This window comes from Allobosea sp. TAB14 (genome assembly GCF_052113865.1).
In the GTDB taxonomy this organism is placed as follows: domain Bacteria; phylum Pseudomonadota; class Alphaproteobacteria; order Rhizobiales; family Beijerinckiaceae; genus Allobosea; species Allobosea spartocytisi.
This window is the reverse complement of record NZ_JBFRDQ010000126.1, coordinates 1-17,139: the sequence shown is the minus strand read 5'-3', so window position 1 is coordinate 17,139 and position 17,139 is coordinate 1. Positions and strand designations below refer to the sequence as shown.

At 67.3% G+C, this 17,139-nt stretch carries 15 protein-coding genes and 1 pseudogene; 13 read left to right on the top strand and 3 right to left on the bottom strand.

What is annotated here, in order from left to right:
- Positions 1–187 precede the first annotated feature (187 nt).
- The 6 genes and pseudogenes from AB4Y99_RS18625 to AB4Y99_RS18600 all read left to right on the top strand — a co-directional run bounded on the left by AB4Y99_RS18625 (position 188) and on the right by AB4Y99_RS18600 (position 7,316).
- Entirely contained in the window at positions 188–1,246 is a 1,059-nt protein-coding gene (locus tag AB4Y99_RS18625; protein ID WP_441524357.1) for an ABC transporter ATP-binding protein, read from the top strand.
- Positions 1,247–1,282: 36 nt separating this feature from the next.
- Positions 1,283–2,329 (top strand): ABC transporter substrate-binding protein, encoded by a 1,047-nt coding sequence (locus AB4Y99_RS18620; protein WP_051987772.1) that lies wholly within the window; start codon positions 1,283–1,285, stop codon positions 2,327–2,329.
- A 51-nt stretch (positions 2,330–2,380) separates the two neighbouring features.
- Complete coding sequence (locus tag AB4Y99_RS18615; protein ID WP_113253258.1) at positions 2,381–3,268, top strand: ABC transporter permease; 888 nt, start codon at positions 2,381–2,383, stop codon at positions 3,266–3,268.
- 465 nt (positions 3,269–3,733) lie between these two features.
- A complete protein-coding gene (locus AB4Y99_RS18610) occupies positions 3,734–4,741 on the top strand; it encodes an iron ABC transporter substrate-binding protein (protein WP_112764129.1) in 1,008 nt (335 codons plus the stop codon).
- Positions 4,742–4,796: 55 nt separating this feature from the next.
- Positions 4,797–6,273: pseudogene (locus AB4Y99_RS18605) on the top strand (ABC transporter permease).
- Positions 6,270–7,316, top strand: a complete 1,047-nt coding sequence (locus AB4Y99_RS18600) for an ABC transporter ATP-binding protein (protein ID WP_112764127.1) — start codon at positions 6,270–6,272, stop codon at positions 7,314–7,316. Before AB4Y99_RS18605 ends, AB4Y99_RS18600 begins: the two are co-directional and overlap by 4 nt.
- Positions 7,317–7,395: 79 nt before the next feature.
- Here the strand turns inward: AB4Y99_RS18600 and AB4Y99_RS18595 are convergent, their stop codons facing one another.
- Positions 7,396–8,520 (bottom strand): trans-sulfuration enzyme family protein, encoded by a 1,125-nt coding sequence (locus tag AB4Y99_RS18595; RefSeq protein WP_441524356.1) that lies wholly within the window; start codon positions 8,518–8,520, stop codon positions 7,396–7,398.
- Positions 8,521–8,648: 128 nt separating this feature from the next.
- Here AB4Y99_RS18595 and AB4Y99_RS18590 point away from each other — a divergent pair, with 128 nt between their 5' ends.
- Genes AB4Y99_RS18590 through AB4Y99_RS18560 form a run of 7 tightly spaced genes read left to right on the top strand, consistent with a single transcriptional unit; the run spans position 8,649 to position 14,602 of the window.
- On the top strand, positions 8,649–9,839 hold the full coding sequence (locus AB4Y99_RS18590; protein WP_441524355.1) for a M20 metallopeptidase family protein: 1,191 nt from the start codon (positions 8,649–8,651) through the stop codon (positions 9,837–9,839).
- A gap of 36 nt (positions 9,840–9,875) precedes the next feature.
- Positions 9,876–10,742: a transporter substrate-binding domain-containing protein gene (locus AB4Y99_RS18585; RefSeq protein WP_038361954.1), complete on the top strand. Its 867-nt coding sequence runs from the start codon at positions 9,876–9,878 to the stop codon at positions 10,740–10,742.
- A gap of 19 nt (positions 10,743–10,761) precedes the next feature.
- On the top strand, positions 10,762–11,487 hold the full coding sequence (locus tag AB4Y99_RS18580; protein ID WP_441524354.1) for an ABC transporter permease: 726 nt from the start codon (positions 10,762–10,764) through the stop codon (positions 11,485–11,487).
- Positions 11,488–11,489: 2 nt separating this feature from the next.
- Complete coding sequence (locus AB4Y99_RS18575; RefSeq protein ID WP_112764124.1) at positions 11,490–12,191, top strand: ABC transporter permease; 702 nt, start codon at positions 11,490–11,492, stop codon at positions 12,189–12,191.
- The gene (locus tag AB4Y99_RS18570; RefSeq protein ID WP_441524353.1) at positions 12,188–12,961 is read left to right on the top strand and encodes an ABC transporter ATP-binding protein; all 774 of its coding nucleotides are present in this window, start codon (positions 12,188–12,190) and stop codon (positions 12,959–12,961) included. Before AB4Y99_RS18575 ends, AB4Y99_RS18570 begins: the two co-directional genes overlap by 4 nt.
- A gap of 10 nt (positions 12,962–12,971) precedes the next feature.
- The gene (locus AB4Y99_RS18565) at positions 12,972–13,694 is read left to right on the top strand and encodes a GntR family transcriptional regulator (RefSeq protein WP_441524352.1); all 723 of its coding nucleotides are present in this window, start codon (positions 12,972–12,974) and stop codon (positions 13,692–13,694) included.
- Entirely contained in the window at positions 13,691–14,602 is a 912-nt protein-coding gene (locus AB4Y99_RS18560; RefSeq protein WP_441524351.1) for a homocysteine S-methyltransferase family protein, read from the top strand. The genes AB4Y99_RS18565 and AB4Y99_RS18560 overlap by 4 nt, the downstream gene beginning before the upstream one ends.
- Before the next feature lie 98 nt (positions 14,603–14,700).
- On the opposite strand, the gene AB4Y99_RS18555 is transcribed toward AB4Y99_RS18560, so the two are convergent.
- Complete coding sequence (locus tag AB4Y99_RS18555) at positions 14,701–15,240, bottom strand: GNAT family N-acetyltransferase (RefSeq protein WP_142020454.1); 540 nt, start codon at positions 15,238–15,240, stop codon at positions 14,701–14,703.
- A gap of 15 nt (positions 15,241–15,255) precedes the next feature.
- Positions 15,256–17,139: Orn/Lys/Arg family decarboxylase (locus AB4Y99_RS18550; protein ID WP_441524350.1), on the bottom strand; the 1,884-nt coding region annotated here is incomplete at its 5' end.

Genomic DNA, 17,139 nt, shown 5'->3' with positions numbered 1-17,139 from the left:
GTTCCTGGTCGGGCCAGGCCGCACGACGCTGCCGATCGCGATCCTGCAATATCTCGAATGGAAGATCGATCCGACCGTGGCGGCCGCCTCGCTGATCCAGATCGTCCTGATCGGCACGGCGATGCTCGTGACCGACCGCTATGTCAAACTGAGCCGGGTGGTGTGAACGGATGGCAGATCTTCTGTAATGGCACGCCTCTCGATCTCGCATCTCAAGAAGCGCTATGGCGAGCTGACGGTCGTCGACAATGTCGACATCGCGGTCGCCGACGGCGAATTCCTCGTCCTGCTCGGACCGTCCGGCTGCGGCAAGACCACGACCTTGCGCATGGTCGCGGGCTTCRTKCCGCCGAGCGCCGGSMMGATCACCATCGGCGAGCGCGACGTCACGAATCTTCCGCCCTGGAAGCGGCATTGCGGCCTCGTCTTCCAGAGCTACGCGCTCTTTCCGCATATGAGCGTGGCGCAGAACGTCGCCTTCGGGCTGGAGATGCACAAGGTGCCGGCTGCCGAACGCGGCCCGCGCGTCGCGGAGGCATTGCGGCTGGTTCAGCTCAGCGGCTTCGACGAGCGYTAYCCGCGCCAGCTSTCSGGSGGSCAGCAGCAGCGCGTGGCGCTSGCSCGCGCGCTYGCSATGSARCCSSASGTGCTGCTGCTCGACGAGCCKCTCTCCAATCTCGAYGCGAARCTSCGGCWGGARGTSCGSGTCGAGATCCGCGAMYTGCAGCGCAAGCTCGGCCTCACCACGATCATGGTGACGCATGACCAGGAGGAGGCGCTGACCATGGCCGATCGCCTCGTGGTGATGGACCGCGGCAAGGTCCGCCAGATCGGCACGCAGCGCGAGCTCTACGAGAAGCCGGCCGACCGCTTCGTCGCAGGCTTCATCGGCCGCAGCGCCTTTCTCGACGGCGAGGTGACGGCGCCGGGCCGTTTCCGCACGGCAGGCGGGCGCGAGATCGCCTGCGCCGCCGCGGGCACAAGCGGGCCGGCCACGCTGGCGCTGCGGCCCGAGCGCATTGCGATCGGCAGCGAGGCGGACGGGTTGCCCAACCGCTTCGCGACGCAGATCGTGCATGCCTCCTATCTCGGCGCGCAGCTCGACGTGCAGGTCGCGCTCGACGGGCAGGAGCGCATGCTGCTGCAGATTCCGAACCGACCGGGCCTGTCCGAGCCGCGACCGGGCGACACGATCACGATAGGCTGGGCCGAAGATGCCGGGCTCGTTTATCCGCGCGAGGCATGAGCTTCGTTCGGGGTTCAAAAAGAAGGGGATAGGACCATGACCGCATTCGACAGGCGCGAACTTCTGAAGGGCGCGGGCGTTGTCGCGCTCGCCGCCGCGGCCGGCACGCCGGCTCTGGCGCAATCGGGCGGGCGCGTGGTCGTCGGCACCTGGGGCGGCGACTATGCCCGGCTGCTGACCAAGAACATCGAGGACCCAATCCTCAAGGCCAAGGGCATCGAGGTGATCCAGGACCAGGCCGGCGACGCGCCGCGCCGGGCCAAGATGGTCGCGGAGAAGCGCCTGCCGCGCGGCACGGTCGACATCCAGGGCTTTTCGGCCGCCAACATGTTCGAGATGAGCGAGGCCGGGGTCACCGAGGCACTCGACTATTCCAAGCTGCCGAACGCGAAGAACCTGCTGCCCTCGATGAAATATCCCTACGGCATCGGGCAGATCTACTCCGGCAACGTCGTCATCTACAATCCCAAGCTGATTTCTCCGGCCCCCACCGGCTTCAAGGATTGGCTCGACCCGAAATGGGGTTCGAAGATCGGCTTCATCGACATCCAGTACCAGTCGATCTTCATCGCCGCTTCGCTGGCCGCGACCGGCGGCAAGGACATGAACGACCTCGACAAGGCCAAGGAGGTCCTGATGGCCGTGAAGAAGGCCGGCGGGCGCGTCTATCCGACCAACGAGGCCTTCGCCCAGGCGATGAAGAACGAGGAGGTCGGCATCAGCGCGATCTGGAAGGCACGCGTGGTGCAGTGGCAGAATGCCGGCATCCCCTGCGAGGCGGTTTCGCCGGTCGAGGGTATCCCGATCTATGTCTCCGGCTTCGTCATCGCCAAGAACGCGCCGAACAAGGAGAACGCCTACGCTTATATGGATGCCATGCTCGCCAAGCCGCCGCAGGAGGCCTTTGCCGTCGACATGGGCTATAACGGCACGGTCTCCGGACTCACCGTCGATCCGGCCCTGCAGAAGCGCATCGGCTTTACGCCCGAGGAGGAGAAGCGCCTGCGGGACCTCGACTACGCCTTCCTCGCCAAGAACGATTCCGCGATGAAGGAGTGGTGGGACAAGGTCTTCAAGGCCTGACATGGCTTGTCCGCTCGATCATTGCGGCTGCCTGACTCGGGGGCGAAGCCGATGACTTCCGCCCCCGAAGCCGTCGCCGGTGCCCGCAGGAACCTCGCAGGCCTGCTCGTCCTGCCGGCGACGCTTTTCGTGGCCGTCGCGCTGATCGGCCCGCTCACGATCCTGTTCCGCTATTCGCTCAACAAATTCGTGCCCGGCCAGTTCATGGTCGATGCGCTGGTGATCGAGAACTACGTCAAGTTCTTCACCGACGCCTATTACCTCAACGTGCTGGCCCGCACCGTGCGCGTCGCGGTGATCTGCACGCTCGCCTGCCTGGTGATGGGATTTCCGCTGGCCTATGTGCTGGCCCGCACCCAAAGCCGCTTCAAGAACCTGATGGTCATCGCGGTGGTGCTGCCGCTCTTCGTCGGCAATGCGGTGCGTGCCGCCGGCTGGATGACCGCTTTCGGCAGCCGCGGCGCGCTCAACGCCTCGCTGATGGGAATGGGCCTGATCGACCAGCCGCTCGAGATCATGTTCACCGAGACGGCGGTGCTGATCGGCATCGTAGCGGTCAACCTGCCCTTCATGGTGCTGTCGCTGCAGAGCGTGATCGAGGGCATTCCGCGCAATGTCGAGGAAGCGGCGTTCAGCCTCGGCGCAGGCCCCGGCGCGATGTTTCGCCGGGTGCTCTGGCCCCTGGCGTTGCCGGGCGTGCTGGCCGGCACGATCCTGACCTTCATCCTGGCGATGAACGCCTATGCCACGCCGGTCCTGCTCGGCGGCCCGAAATTCCAGATGATGGGCCCGCTGGTCTACGGGCAGTTTGCCCAGCAGAACAATTGGCCCTTCGGCGGCGCGATCTCCTTCATCCTGATGACGGCGACGATCCTGCTGACCGCGCTGGCGCATCTGATCGTCCAGGGGCGTTATCGCGCGAACCGGCCCGCGGAATGAGCGTTCATCCCTGCCGCTATGCAGGATTTCTCGCCGACCAGAAGGCCCGCGCTCTCCGAGATGGCAACGACAGCGGGGCAAGTCACTGCGCCGAACGAGCCGGAGCGGCCACATCTCAACCTGCAGTTGCAGCAAGCCAGATCCGCACCGGCCTCCGGTCCGGATCCGAATTCCGGTCGAATCCGGAGGGATAAGCGCCCTGCCCTGCTATCGCGGCGGAGGTGCTTCGGCCTTGTGCAGAACCGCTCGATCAGATGGCTCTCTCGGGAGAGCATCCTCCTGAAGCAGGGCTTCCAGCTTCGATTCCTCTCGGGTGGGATCGGGCGAGCCCCTGGCTTTCAACCATTCGGCAAAGAGCCATTATTTGTAATAATTATAAACTAGACGATAATAATTGACAGTTTTGGCGCATGAGAATCTAACGCCGGCCTCACCTCTTGATCTGCATCGGCAGGAGAAGGCCGCATGACGTCATACTCGTTTCTTGCTCTTCGGGTCGGCGTGCTCGCCATCTCGCTCGCCGCGGCGGCCACGGTGCGCGCCGAGGACGGCATCACGGTCTACAACGCGCAGCATGCCAGCCTGACCCAGGCCTGGGCCGACGACTTCACCAAGGAGACCGGCATCAAGGTGACGATCCGCAAGGGGTCGGACACCGAGCTCGCCAACCAGATCGTCCAGGAAGGCGCGTCTTCCCCGGCCGACGTCTTCGTCACCGAGAATTCTCCGGCCATGGTGCTGGTCGAGAAGGCCGGGCTGTTCGAGACCCTGCCCAAGGACATTCTCGATCAGGTTCCGGCCCAGTTCCGTCCCGCGAGCGGGCGCTGGATGGGTGTCGCGGCGCGCAGCACCGTCTTCGCCTATGACAAGCGCAAGCTGAAGGAGGCCGATCTTCCGAAGTCGATGCTGGACCTCGCCGACCCCAAGTGGAAGGGGCGCTGGGCCGCCTCGCCGTCGGGCGCCGACTTCCAGGCGATCGTCGGCGCGCTCCTCGTCCTCAAGGGCGAGAAGGTCACGGCCGACTGGCTCAAGGCGATGAAGGATAACTCCAGCGCCTATCGCGGCAACAGCGTCGCCATGAAAGCGGTCAATGCCGGCGAGGTCGAAGGCGCAGTGATCTATCACTACTACTACTTCGGCGACCAGGCGAAGACGGCCGAGAACAGCAACAACGTCGCGCTGCACTATTTCCGCGGGCAGGATCCCGGCGCCTTCCTGAGCACCTCGGGCGCAGGCGTGCTCGAATCCAGCAAGCACAAGAAGGAGGCGGAAACCTTCGTGAAGTGGATGAGCGGCAAGCATGGCCAGGCCGTCCTGCGCGAGGGCGACTCGTTCGAATACGCCATCGGCAACGGTGAGGCTTCGAACCCGAAGCTGGAGCCGATCGCCAAGCTCGACGCACCGAAGGTCGAGCCCTCGCAACTCGACAGCAAGAAGGTCACCGAGCTGATGACCGCCGCCGGCCTGCTCTGACCCGGTTGCGTCGGCTCATGGCGCGTGCGAGAGGCCCCGCACGCGCATTTTTCCCATGACCGTTTCACTTTCCATCGCGATGCCGGCCCTGCCGGATTTGCCGCTCAGGCGGCAACGCAATCTCGCGAGCCGGGCCATGCTCCTGCTCGCCGGGGGCGTCTCCCTCTGCGCCCTGCTGCCGCTGGGATTCATCGCCTGGATCGCGATCGAGACGGGTTGGCAGACCGCGTTCTCGCTGATCTGGCGGCCGCGCGTCGGCGAATTGCTCGTCAACACGCTGCTCGGTCGCGCCGCTCGCCGTGCCCGCCTTCGTCCAGTCCTATGCCTGGGTCAGCCTCCTGCCGCGCTTCCACGGGCTGCCGGCCGCGGTGCTGGTTTCGGTCCTCGCCTATCTGCCTTTCCTCTATCTGCCCGTCGCCGCGCAGATCCGCCGGCTCGACCCCGAGCTCGAACATGTCGCCGCTTCGCTCGGGCAGACTCCGCTGCGCGTGTTCTCGCGGGTGGTCCTGCCGCAGCTGCGGCTTGCGATCTGCGGCGGCAGCCTGCTGGTCGGGCTGCACCTGCTCGCCGAATACGGCCTCTACGCGATGATCCGCTTCGACACCTTCACCACCGCGATCATCGATCAGTTCCAGTCGAGCTATAACGGCCCGGCGGCGAACATGCTCGCCGGCGTGCTGGTGCTGAGCTGCTTCGGGCTCATCGCACTCGAATGGCTGCTGCGGGGTAGCGCACGCTATGCCCGGCTCGGCTCGGGCGCGCCCCGCCCTGCCCCGCGCCAGCGCCTGGGAAACTGGCGGCTGCCGGCGCTTGCACTGCCGTTCGCCTTCGCAGTTCTCAGCCTCGGCGTGCCCGCGCTGACGCTCACGCATTGGCTCCTGGCCTCGGGAGACGATGTCTGGCGGCAGGGTGCGCTGGCCGCGTCCCTGGCGGAAACGCTGGGCTATGCGGCTGCCGGCGCCCTGGCCACTGCGGCGGTAGCGTTGCCGATGGCGTGGCTGTCGGTGCGCGCGCCCGGCCGGGCAACCCGCTTCCTGGAAAGCTGCCACAGCTATCTCGGCGCGCTCCCGGGCGTCGTGATCGCGCTCGCTCTCGTCACCGTGACGGTGCGCGTCGCCTTGCCGCTCTACCAGACGGTGGCGACCGTGATCTTCGCCTATGTGCTGATGTTTCTGCCGCGCGCGCTCGTCGGGCTGCGGGCCGGCATCGCGCAGGTCCCGGTCGAGCTGGAACGTGCCGCGGCGGCGCTCGGCCGCAGCCCGGCCCGTGCGCTTCTTGCCGTCACGCTGCCGCTCGCCGCGCCCGGCGTCGCCGCCGCGATGGCGCTTGTCGCGATGGGCGTGGCGACAGAGCTGACCGCGACATTGCTGCTCGCCCCCAACGGCACGCGGACGCTGGCCACCGAGTTCTGGGCGCTCACCAGCGAGCTCGACTATGCGAAGGCCGCGCCCTATGCCGTGCTGATGATCCTTCTCTCGTTGCCGATGACCGCGCTGCTGCACGCTCAGGCCCGCAGATCGCTCGGCGCATGACTCAGCTCGTCATTTCGGACGTCTCGAAGCGCTATGGCGCGACAGCGGCGCTGGATCGCGTATCCCTTGCCGTGGAGGCGGGCAGCCGCGTTGCCATCGTCGGGCCGTCCGGCTCGGGAAAGACGACGCTGCTGCGCGTCATCGCCGGCTTCGAAGCTCCCGACTCGGGAACGGTGACGCTCGACGGGCAGGTGTTGGCCGACGGGTTGGCGATCGCCCCCGCGCATCGACGCCGGATCGGCTATGTCGCCCAGGACGGGGCGCTGTTCCCGCATCTCGACGTCGCCGGCAATCTCGGTTTCGGCATCCCGCGAAACGAGCCGGACCGCGCTGCCCGCCTGCGCGAGCTGATGGAGCTCGTCGAGCTCGATGCCGCGATGCTGACCCGCAGACCGCACGAGCTCTCCGGAGGGCAGCAGCAGCGCGTCGCGCTGGCCCGCGCGCTCGCCCGCAAGCCGGCCCTGATGCTGCTCGACGAGCCGTTCTCGGCGCTCGATACCGGGCTGCGCGAGAGTGTCCGGCAAGCTGTCGCGCGCGTGCTGGCCAAGGCCGGCATCACCACCATTCTGGTCACCCACGATCAGGGCGAGGCGCTGTCCTTCGCCGATCAACTCGCGGTGATGCGGGAGGGGCGACTGGTGCAGACGGGCCGGCCAGCCGAGCTTTACTGGCGGCCTGCCGATGTCGAAACGGCTCTGTTCCTTGGCAATGCCGCCCTGTTCAAGGCCGACATCGCGGAGGGGATCGTCTCCTGCGGGCTGGGCGAGTTCGAGGCCGAGACCGGCCGCCGCCGCGGACATGGCACCATCATGCTCAGGCCGGAGCAGTTCCAACTGTCATCGGTGGGGCCTGGCCTGGAGGCGATCGTCGAGGACGTCGCCTTCCGGGGCGGGCAATATGCGGTGACGCTGCGGACAAAGCATGATGGCGCCGAAGCACGCTTCACGGCCCATGTTTCGAGCACCGAGCAGCCACAGCTCGGCAGCACCGTCTTCGTATCGGTCAAAGGCGGCCCGTTCCTGCTGCCCGACATCGTCGCGTGAAGGTGAGCGTCCGGACAGGAAGCAAACGGCGACGGCAAGCGCCGGGCACTGTCCGCCATTCGCTGCTCCGGAAACTCTGCTAGGGCCCCGCCGGACAGAGCATTTCGGCCAAATCGGCCAGAAGGTCGTCGGGATGCTCCAGCCCGACCGAGAGCCGCACCAAACCGGGAGGACAATCGGACTGCTCCCCTTCGGTGCTGCGCCTGTGTTCGATCAGGCTCTCGGGCGATCCAAGCGAGGTCGAGCGGCGGAAGATCCGCGCCCGGGCACAGAGATCGATGGCCTCTGCCGCGTCGCCGAGTTCGAAGGAGAGCATGCCGCCGAAGCCGTCCCGGAATTGTCGGCCGGCCAGTTCGTGCTGCGGATGCTGCGGCAACCCCGGATAATGCACCTTGCCGACGCGCGGATGCTGGGCAAGCCAGCCGGCGAGCGTCTGCGCGGTTGCCGACACGCGCTCCATCCTCAGCGCCAGGGAGCGCATGCCACGCAGCAGGAGCCAGGCCTCGAAGGGCGGCAGGATGCTGCCATGCATCTCGCGCGCGGTCAGCATTTCCCGCCACCACGCATCTTCTGCCGCCGCAACGAGCACGCCGGCGACCACATCGCCATGGCCGTTGAGATATTTCGTCGCCGAGTGCAGCACGAGATCGGCGCCCAGCGTCAGCGGCCGGCAATGGACCGGCGTGGCCGCCGTCGCATCGACCAGCAGACGCGCACCGTGCCGATGAGCGAGCGCCGCCAAGGCGGCGAGATCCGGCACGCGCCAGAGCGGGTTGCTCGGGCATTCGGCCCAAACGAGTCGCGTGACCGCGGCGCTCATGCTGCGGGCGACGCCCTCCAGATCGCATAGATCGACCCGCACCATGTCCAGGCCGAAGCGTTCGGCGAAGGCCCAGATCATCCGTCCGAACTCGTAGTAGAGGCCTGTGTCTACCAGCACCCGGTCGCCGGGCTGCAAGCTCGCCAGCACGGCCTGCGCCGCAGCCGCGCCGGCGCCGAAGGCCGCCGCCGCCGCACCCTTCTCCAACTGGCACAGAATGCTCTCGACGAGCGCGGCGCCGCTGTTGCCCGAGCGGGCGTAACCCGCCGCGATCGCGCTGCCCGGCCGGGCATGGGTCACGCCCGGATGGATCGACGGCACCAGCCCGCCAGTTGAGGGATCGGTGACATGATCGAGCTGGGCCAGGATGGTCGCGGCGTGCATGAGAACAACATTCTGAAACGGGCCCGCATTTTAGTAAGCTATTGTCGATTGTCGATCCTCGGTCCGATTGCGACGGCTAAGGATCTGTGCGAGGTTCCGGCGCCGCTTACCGTCCGTCAGAGCTTCTTATGTCTCCCGACCGCCCGAACGACCCCACTCTCGACATCGAGCGCCATGTCGCGGCGATCGAACCGCAATTGATCGCCATCCGCCGCGACATCCATGCCCATCCGGAAATCGGGTTCGAGACCGTCAGGACCGCGGAAATCGTCGCGCAGGAGCTGGAGCGGATCGGGCTCTCGCCGCGGCGCGGCGTCGGGCGCACCGGCGTGGTGGCCGAGATCGCAGGCGGCGCTCCGGGCCCCTGCCTGCTGATCCGTGCCGACATGGATGCGCTGCCGATGGAGGAGCTGACGGGGCTGCCCTTCGCCAGCACCATCCCCGGGAAGATGCATGCCTGCGGCCATGACATTCACACCGCCACGCTGCTCGGTGTCGGCTCGGTCCTGCAGGCCATAGCTCCCAAGCTGCGCGGCAGCGTCAGGCTGGTGTTCCAGCCGGCGGAGGAAACGGTGGAGAGCGGCGCCGCCGCGATGGTCGCGGACGGCGCTGCCGATGGTGCCGCCATCGCGCTGGCCTTCCACAACCGGCCCGAGATGGCGGTGGGGCGCTTCGGCTATGTCCGGGGAGCCTCCACGGCATCGAGCGACGAATTCGACGTGATCGTGCGCGGAAAATCGGGCCATGCGGCGCGCCCGCATTCCGCGCTCGATCCGATCGTCGCCGCTTCCGCGATGATCATGCAGCTGCAGACGGCGATTTCGCGCGTCATGGACCCGTCGCGATCTGCGGTGCTCACCGTCGGCCACATCCAGGGCGGCTCGACGCACAACATCATCCCCGACAGCTGTCTGTTCCAGGGCACGGTCCGCTGCCGCTCGCCCGAGAGCCGCGACACGATGGAAGCCAGCTTCCGGCGGATCTGCGACGGCGTCGCCGCGGCGATGGGCGTCACCTGCGAGATCGACTACAAGCGCGGGGCGCCCGCCCTGATCAACGATGACGGCGTCGTCGATGCGGTGATCCGGTCGGTGTCCGAGCAATTCGGCGCCGACAAGGTCGAGCAGCTCGAAGGGCGCTTCGGCGCCGAGGATTTCTCCTATTTCTCGGAGCGCATTCCGTCCTGCCAATTGCTGGTCGGCTCGTCGCAGCCCGGCCGCGACGACCGGGTCCACAATTCCGACTACCAGCCGGACGAGCGCAGCATCGGCCTGGGCGTCGCCGCGCTCGCCCGCACCGCTCTCGACATCCTGTCCTGATCCCGCCCGCATTCGCTACGGCACCGGAGATTCGCCATGACGATCACCCGCTCTGACTTCCTGAAGCTCGGCCTCGGCGCCGCAGCCGGCCTCGCTCTGGGCGCAGCGCCCCGTTCCGCCACGGCCAAGGAATGGAAGCTCATCCGCGTCGCCACCGAAGGCGCGTTTCCTCCCTACAACATGCACGCTCCCGACGGCCGCCTGATCGGCTTCGAGCCCGACCTCCTGCAGGAGCTGTCGACCCGCATGGGCGTCAAGTGCGAGATGATCGCGCAGGCCTGGGACGGCATGATCGCCGGGCTCACCGACGGCAAATACGACGCCATCATGGACGCCGTTTCGATCACGCCGAAGCGCGAGGAGGTCATCGCCTTCTCCCGCCCCTACGCCTCGGCCGGCTCGGGCTTCGCGATCATGAAGGAGGGCAGCATCAAGTCGCTGCCCGGAACGGGCGCGCCACGTGTCCCCTTCACGGATGAGGCCGCCGCCAAGACGGCGATCGACGAACTGGCGAAAGCGCTGACCGGCAAGACCGTCGCGGTGCAGGTCGCCACGATCCAGAACGACGTCCTCAACCGCTATTTCAAGGACGTGGTGACCGTCCGCACCTATCCGTCCGGGCCGGATACCTTCCTGGACCTGAAGAGCGGCCGCGTCGATGCGGTGATGGCCTCCCAGATCAACATCCAGGCGAGCGCGAAGAAGTCGAATGGCGAGATGATCCAGTCCGGCTATCTTTTCACGGGCGGCCTCCTGGGCGTCGGATCCGCGGTCGGCCTGCGCAAGGGCGATCCGGAGCTGAAGGAGATGTTCGACAAGGCGCTGAAGTCGACCATCGACGACGGCACGCTCAAGAAGCTGGCGCTGAAGTGGTTCGAGATGGACATCACGCCCGCGAGCTGACGCGGGCGAGCCGAACGGGATGGACGACAGCCTGACATTGCTGGGCTTCGGCCCGGAGGGCTGGGGGCACGCGCTGCTGAACGGCGGGCTGATGACGCTCGCCRTATCGGCCTGCGCCTTCGCGCTCGGGCTCGGCCTCGGCACGCTCTGCGCCTGGGCGCGGATCGCGGGCTCAGCGCCCGTCCGGCGCCTCGCGCAGGGCTATGGCGTGGTGATGCGCGGCATTCCCGACCTGCTCGTCATCTACCTGTTCTATTTCGGCGGCCGGCAGATCGCCTCGGTGGTCGCCAAGCAGTTCGGGCATGTCGGCCCCGTCGAGATCAGCGGCTTCGCCGCGGGGTGCCTGGCGATCGGCCTGCTCTCCGGCGCCACGCAGGCGGAAGTCCTGCGCGGCGCCTTCCACGCCATCGCGCCCGGAACGCTCGAGGCGGCGCGCGTCACCGGCATGGGCCGCTGGACGATGTTCCGGCGCATCATCGCGCCGCTGGCCCTGCGTACCGCGCTGCCCGGCCTCGGCAACCAATGGCAGTCGGTCATCAAGGAATCCGCGCTGGTCTCGGTCACCGGGCTGGTCGAGACGTTGCGCGCCGTCACGGTGGCGGCAAACTCGACCGAATTGCCCTTCCTATTCTTCCTCGCCGGCGGCGCGATCTATCTCGCCATCACCACCGTCTCGGGTTTCGTGTTCCGCATCGCCGAATGGCGCTCCATGCGGGGGCAGGCCGCCGCGAGAACCGGGAGCTAGCGATGGATCTCACCTTCATCGCCCAGATCTTTCCCAAGCTGCTCGCCGGCCTGCCGCTGACATTGCTGCTGGCGGTCCTGTCGTTGCTCGGCGGCGGCCTGATCGCGCTCGGGCTGTCGGGCCTGCGCGCCACCTCCTGGCTCGGGGCGCGGATCGCCGATTTCTACGTCTACATCTTCCGCGGCACGCCGCTGCTGATCCAGATCTTCCTGATCTATTACGGGCTCGCCCAGTTCTCGGCGGTGCGCCACTCGCTGCTCTGGCCKCTGCTGCGCGAACCTTATGTCTGCGCCGTCCTCGCCCTGATGCTGAACGATGCGGCCTACACCTCGGAAATCCTGCGCGGCGGTCTTCGCGCGGTGCCTTCCGGGGCGATCGAGGCGGCTCGCGTTTCCGGCATGACGCGGCTGACCATGCTGCGCCGGATCGTGCTGCCCCTCGCCTTCCGGCAGGCGCTGCCCGCCTATGGCGCGGAGATCACGAGCATGGTCAAGGCGACCTCGCTCGCCAGCGTCGTGACGCTGATGGAGATCACCGGCATCGCGCGTGCAGAGGTCTCCGAAACCTACCGCGCCATCGAGATCTTCCTGTGTGCGGCGGCGATCTATCTCGTCCTGGTGACGGTGATCGCGCGGGCGGTGGATCTGCTCGAGCAGCATCTCTCCCCCTATCGCCGACCGACCGACGCACGGAGCGTGGCATGACGCCGATCACGGTCAAGCTGACCGATATCCGAAAGAGCTTTGGCGGCCAGGAGGTGCTGCGCGGGATCGATCTCGCCGCCCGAGACGGCGACGTGATCGCCATCATCGGTGCCAGCGGCTCGGGCAAGAGCACGCTKCTGCGCTGCATCCCCCTGCTGGAGATCCCGGACCAGGGCGAGGTCAGCGTCGGCGATGCGCAGATCCGCATCAGGGATGCGGGGCATCGCTTCTCCCGTGCGGAGCGGCAGACCGTCCGCAGGCTGCGCGGCCAGCTCGGCTTCGTCTTCCAGAGCTTCAATCYCTGGCCCCATATGACGGCGCTGCAGAACGTCATGGAGGTGCCGCTCCACGTCCAAGGCCGGCCGCGCGCGGAATGCCGCGAGGAGGCTGAGGCGATGCTCGCCAAGGTCGGGCTCGCCGACAAGTTCGACGCCTGGCCCGCCCATCTCTCCGGCGGCCAGCAGCAGCGCGTCGCGATTGCGCGCGCGCTTGCGATGCGGCCGCGCGCGCTGCTCTTCGACGAGCCGACCTCGGCGCTCGACCCGGAACTGGTCGGCGAGGTGCTGCGCGTCATCCGCGCGCTGGCCGAGGAAGGCCGCACGATGCTGATCGTGACCCATGAGATGACCTTCGCGCGCGAGGTCTCGAACCACGCCATCTATCTCCAGGATGGTCGCGTCGAGGAACAGGGCCCGCCCGAGCAGGTTTTCCTCGACCCGCTATCCGAGCGCTGCCGCCGCTTCGTCGGCATGCATCGCAGCGGACAGTGAGGACCGCGCCGTGCCCCTGACGGACGACCAGCAACCGATCGAACGGCTCAGCCTCGCCGACATGGCGATGCGGCGCCTGCGCGACGAGATCGTCCGCGGCCGCCTGGCACCCGACGAGGTGCTGACGGAAATCGCGCTGGCGGGGCGGCTCGGCGTCGGGCGCGGGACGGTGCGCACCGCGCTGTTCGCTCTCGAGGCCGACGAGCTGGTGGTCCGGGCGCCCTATTCGAACTGGCGCGTCCCCAGCCTCAACGCCCAGGTGATCTGGGAGATCTACACCTTGCGCGAGGCGATGGAGGGTCTGGCGGCCCGCATTCTCGCCGAGCGCGGCGAGGCGCAGCCCAAAAGCCTGATTGCCGCCGCCTTCGCGCGGCTGGCGCCGGCGGAAGCCGGCTCGGTCGATGACCGCGTCGCGGCCGATCTCGGCTTCCACCGGGCGATTGTCGATGCGACGGGCCATCGCCACCTGATCAAGCGCTACAACGCCCTGTCGACGAAGATGGAGTGGCTCTACCGCTGGTCCGAGACGCATTGGCCCGCGCGTTTTCCGCTCGAAGCCGATCATCGCGGGCTGTTCGAGGGCGTGATGCACGGTAGCCCGGATGAGGCCGAGCGTGCCGTGCGTGCCCATATCGCGCCCAGCCTCGCCGCCGATCTGGAGGGGCAGCATGCCCTGGTCGCGGCGAGCGGCGCAGGGGCCGAAGGCGAATTCAAGAAGAGCGATCTGGCATGACGAACAAGGTGGTCGTCCTCGACGGCGGCATGGGGCGCGAGCTGAAGCGGATGGGTGCTCCCTTCCGGCAGCCGGAATGGTCGGCGCTGGCGCTGATGGAGGCGCCGGAGACCGTGCTGGCGGCGCACCGCGCCTTCATCGAGGCGGGCGCCGAAGTCATCACCACCAACAGCTATGCGGTGGTGCCGTTCCATATCGGCGAGGCGCGCTTCACGCAGGACGGCGCCAGGCTCGCCGCCCTGTCGGGCGAATTGGCGCGCCGCGCCGCGGACGAGGAAGCGCAGCGCAACGGCCGCAAGATCACCGTGGCCGGATCGCTGCCGCCGCTGTTCGGCTCCTACCGCCCCGATCTGTTCGATCCCGCGCGGGCCCCGACCATGCTGGCGGTGCTGGTGGATGCCCTGCTGCCATCCGTCGACCATTTCCTCGCCGAAACGCAAAGCTGCATCGCCGAGGCGCTCGCGGCTTGCGTGGCCGTGCGCCCGACCGGCAAGCCGATCTGGGTTTCCTTCACACTGCAGGACGATGGCACAGCTGGAGAGGCACCCGCCCTCCGTTCGGGCGAAGGCGTCGCCGAGGCCGTCGCAGCGGTCCGCGCTGCCGGCGCCGCCGCCGTGCTGTTCAATTGCAGCCAGCCGGAGGTGATGGGACCGGCCGTCGCGCTCGCACATGACGTTCTCGGAGAGGGTGGAATCCCGATCGGTGTCTACGCCAACGCCTTCCCCGAGAAGACCGGGGAAGCTGCGGCAAATGAGGGGCTGAGCGACCTGCGCGAGGATATCGTGCCCCTTCGCTATCGCGACTTCGGGCGGGACTGGCACCGCCGCGGCGCCCGGATCATCGGCGGGTGCTGCGGCATCGGACCGGATTCCATTTGCGAGCTCCACCGCGCGTTCCGCGCCGATTGAGCTTCCATGCGGTGAGCGGTGCTCCACAGCACGCGCGACGGGGAAATTCCCCACGGCTGCGCGAATGATGGCTTTCCGACCGAATTCGGGGACAAGGGCTACGGGATCGGCTGCGTGGCCCCTGCCCCGAGCGAGCGCTGCATCATGACGCTGTCGGCCCAGCGGCCATAGCGATAGGCGACGCCCGGCAACAGGCCGACCCGGGTGAAGCCGAAGCGCTCGTGCAATGCCAGCGACGTGCTGTTCTCCGCGTCGATATAGCCGATCATCTGGCGGAAGCCGGCGGCGGCGCAGGCGTCGATCAGCGCCTGCATCAGCAGCCGCCCGATGCCGTGCCCGAGATGCTCGTGGTGGACGTAGATCGAGTGCTTCACCGTGAAGCGGTAGGCCGGCCGCTTGCGGAACAGCACGACATAGGCGTAGCCCACGACCTCGCCGCCGCGGGTCGCCACCAGATGCGGCAGCTTGCGGTTGCGCAGGTTCTTGCGCCGGTCGCGCAGATCGTCCGGCTGCGGGGTGCCGGTATCCTCGACACCGGCCTCGATGCCGTGGCGGATATGCCGGCGATAAATCGCCAGCATGGGCTCGACATCGTCGTCGCGCGAGGGGCGGATGATGACGGGGCGGTCGGTTTCCATGCGTCGTCGCGATCCTCAGCCCTGCGCCTGCTCGCTGACGACATAGGTATGGAGCCGCACCTGCCCGGCGGCATCGACCTCGCGGTAGATGCCCTGGATCTCGACCTCGAAACCGGGGAAGGCATTGAAGCAGGCTTCGAACATCTTGAGATAATCGATCATCGGCTTGGCCCGCTCGGTCAGCCTCTCACCGGGCACGATGGTGGCGATGCCGGGCGGGTAGACGACGAAGGGCGTCGTCGCGATCCGCCCGGCGATGGCGTCGATGGGCAGATAGTCGACATCGTTGCGCGTCAGGCAGCGCGCCGCGTCATGCGGCGACATCGCCATCTCCGGCAGGTGCTCGGGCGAGAACTGTCGGCTCTGCAGCCCGCTGACGTCATGGTCGCGGAAGAAGCGATGCATATCGCCGCAGAGATCGCGCAGCCGTACGCCGCCATAGCGGCCGGGCCGGCGCCGGTAGAATTCCGGAATCGCGTCTTCCAGCAGGGCGTTGTCGTCATGCAGCTTCTTGAAGGCGACGAGCCCGCTGATCAGCGTGCCGGCCTTGCTGGCCTCGACGCCGGGCGTGAGCAGGAAAAGCAGCGAGTTCAGATCGTTCTTCTCGGCGACGATCCGATTCTCGCGCAGGAACTGCGCGACGATCGGCGCGGGGATGCCATGCTCGGCATAGGCGCCGGTCTCGCGGTCGAAGCCGGGGGTCAGCAAGGTCAGCTTGTTGGGGTCCGTCATCGCGAAGCCCGGCTCCATCCGCGTGAAGCCGTGCCAGCTCGCATCGGGCGCGAGCTGCCAATAGGCAGGGTTGCTGGCGAGCTGGTCGGTAGAGACCATCTCCCAGGCGACGTCGTGGACAGCACCCTCGCGCGCGGCATCGGCGATGCTGACCCGATCCGGCACGAAGGGCTCGAAGAACCAGCGCCGCTCGGGCCGGACCTCCTTCTCCTCGAATTCGCGTCGCACGGCCCTGATCTTCTTGCGCAGCTCGATGCCCAGCCGGATCGTATCGTCCCAAAGCACCTCGCCGGAGCGGCCCTTCATCATCTGCGCACCGACATCGAGCGAGGCGAACAGCGGATAGAAGGGCGAGGTCGAGGCGTATTGCATGAAGCTCTCATTGAAGCGTCGATGCTCGACCCGACGCTTCTGGCCCTTGATGTGCCTGTCCTTGATATGGATCTGCGAGGCCTGGCTGAAGCTCGCGAGCTGCTTGTGGGTCGATTGCGTCGCGATGATGCCGGGCGACTCCGGCCCCAGCCCCGTCAGCCCCATGGCGAAGCGACCGGCATAGAGCGGGTGGAACTTCATGAAGCCGGCCCAGGCCTCGTCGAAGAGGATGTACTCGCAGAGATGCCCGATCTTATCGAGGATCATCTGCGCGCTGTGGATCGTGCCGTCATAGGTGCATTGCTCGACCACGGCGACGCGGAACGGGCGCGGCTTCTTCCAGGCATCCGGGTCCTTGACCAGCGGATTGGTGCGGATGCGCTCGCGCAGCGTCTCCTCGTCGAAGCTCTCCCAGCGCATCGGGCCGATCAGCCCCCAGGCATTGCGCACTGTGGGGATGTAGACCGGAATGCCGCCGGCGATCAGCAGCGCGCCGTGATGGGCGGCCTTGTGGTTGTTGCGGTCGAACAGGACGAGGTCGCCATCGGTGACCAGCGCGGCGAGCGCGACCTTGTTCGAGGTCGAGGTGCCGTTGAGGACGAAGTAGGTCTTCTCCGCCCCGAAGATCTGGGCCGCTTCCTTCTGCGCCTTGAGTGCCGGACCTTCATGGGTCAGGAGGTCGCCGAGATCGAGCACGGAATTGTCGAGGTCGTCGCGGAAGACCGCCTCGCCGAGATGCTCCATGAATACCCGGCCGATCGGGCTGCGGCTGTAGAACACGCCGCCATTATGGCC

Excerpts from the sequence above, each read along its gene's own strand:
- AB4Y99_RS18615 (WP_113253258.1), top strand. The coding sequence starts at position 2,381 with ATGACTTCCGCCCCCGAAGCCGTCGCCGGTGCCCGCAGGAACCTCGCA.
- AB4Y99_RS18585 (WP_038361954.1), top strand. The coding sequence starts at position 9,876 with ATGACGATCACCCGCTCTGACTTCCTGAAGCTCGGCCTCGGCGCCGCA.
- AB4Y99_RS18600 (WP_112764127.1), top strand. The coding sequence starts at position 6,270 with ATGACTCAGCTCGTCATTTCGGACGTCTCGAAGCGCTATGGCGCGACA.
- AB4Y99_RS18620 (WP_051987772.1), top strand. The coding sequence starts at position 1,283 with ATGACCGCATTCGACAGGCGCGAACTTCTGAAGGGCGCGGGCGTTGTC.
- AB4Y99_RS18595 (WP_441524356.1), bottom strand. The coding sequence starts at position 8,520 with ATGCACGCCGCGACCATCCTGGCCCAGCTCGATCATGTCACCGATCCC.
- AB4Y99_RS18555 (WP_142020454.1), bottom strand. The coding sequence starts at position 15,240 with ATGGAAACCGACCGCCCCGTCATCATCCGCCCCTCGCGCGACGACGAT.
- AB4Y99_RS18560 (WP_441524351.1), top strand. The coding sequence starts at position 13,691 with ATGACGAACAAGGTGGTCGTCCTCGACGGCGGCATGGGGCGCGAGCTG.
- AB4Y99_RS18610 (WP_112764129.1), top strand. The coding sequence starts at position 3,734 with ATGACGTCATACTCGTTTCTTGCTCTTCGGGTCGGCGTGCTCGCCATC.
- AB4Y99_RS18590 (WP_441524355.1), top strand. The coding sequence starts at position 8,649 with ATGTCTCCCGACCGCCCGAACGACCCCACTCTCGACATCGAGCGCCAT.